The organism is Psychrobacter sp. TWP2-1-2, from assembly GCF_049896785.1.
In the GTDB taxonomy this organism is placed as follows: Bacteria; Pseudomonadota; Gammaproteobacteria; order Pseudomonadales; family Moraxellaceae; genus Psychrobacter.
On record NZ_JAFCVA010000034.1, the window covers coordinates 1 to 1,368 of the forward strand.

Sequence of the window (1,368 nt, forward strand, 5' to 3'; positions counted from 1 at the left end):
ACAAAACATAAAAAAGCTTGACAAATCAAATCATTATGATAAGATAGTCGGCTCGCTAGATAGCTTGACCCGCAAGGGTTTAAGACTAAACAGCAAGAGAATTACCCTATATATCAGTTACTGGACGACAGTGATTGAGCACTATTTAAAAGCATAACTAAAGAACAACTTGTGTGGATTTTTGCTGATTCAGAATGCTAAAAAATAAAGTTGGTTTTAACTTCTTTTCGGAGTTCATTCTAACTATAAAAAATTATCATTTAAGACAGCAGAAAAACTCAAAGTTAATTCATTACGAACATAATTTTTAGCGATTTTGCCAGATTAGATGAGCCAAGTTTAGAAGCTTCTTTAAAGAGCTTCATAGCAAGATTAAACTGAAGAGTTTGATCATGGCTCAGATTGAACGCTGGCGGCAGGCTTAACACATGCAAGTCGAGCGGTAACAGGAGAAGCTTGCTTCTCGCTGACGAGCGGCGGACGGGTGAGTAATACTTAGGAATCTACCTAGTAGTGGGGGATAGCACGGGGAAACTCGTATTAATACCGCATACGACCTACGGGAGAAAGGGGGCAGTTTACTGCTCTCGCTATTAGATGAGCCTAAGTCGGATTAGCTAGATGGTGGGGTAAAGGCCTACCATGGCGACGATCTGTAGCTGGTCTGAGAGGATGATCAGCCACACCGGGACTGAGACACGGCCCGGACTCCTACGGGAGGCAGCAGTGGGGAATATTGGACAATGGGGGAAACCCTGATCCAGCCATGCCGCGTGTGTGAAGAAGGCCTTTTGGTTGTAAAGCACTTTAAGCAGTGAAGAAGACTCCATGGTTAATACCCATGGACGATGACATTAGCTGCAGAATAAGCACCGGCTAACTCTGTGCCAGCAGCCGCGGTAATACAGAGGGTGCAAGCGTTAATCGGAATTACTGGGCGTAAAGGGAGCGTAGGTGGCTCTATAAGTCAGATGTGAAATCCCCGGGCTTAACCTGGGAACTGCATCTGAAACTGTAGAGCTAGAGTATGTGAGAGGAAGGTAGAATTCCAGGTGTAGCGGTGAAATGCGTAGAGATCTGGAGGAATACCGATGGCGAAGGCAGCCTTCTGGCATAATACTGACACTGAGGCTCGAAAGCGTGGGTAGCAAACAGGATTAGATACCCTGGTAGTCCACGCCGTAAACGATGTCTACTAGTCGTTGGGTCCCTTGAGGACTTAGTGACGCAGCTAACGCAATAAGTAGACCGCCTGGGGAGTACGGCCGCAAGGTTAAAACTCAAATGAATTGACGGGGGCCCGCACAAGCGGTGGAGCATGTGGTTTAATTCGATGCAACGCGAAGAACCTTACCTGGTCTTGACATA

General features: G+C 46.3%; 1 rRNA gene (only partly in view). It reads left to right on the plus strand.

Annotation, left to right across the window (positions count from 1 at the left end):
- Positions 1-374: 374 nt before the first annotated feature.
- Positions 375-1,368 (plus strand): 16S ribosomal RNA (locus ACP7AE_RS13990) (it continues 644 nt past the right edge of the window).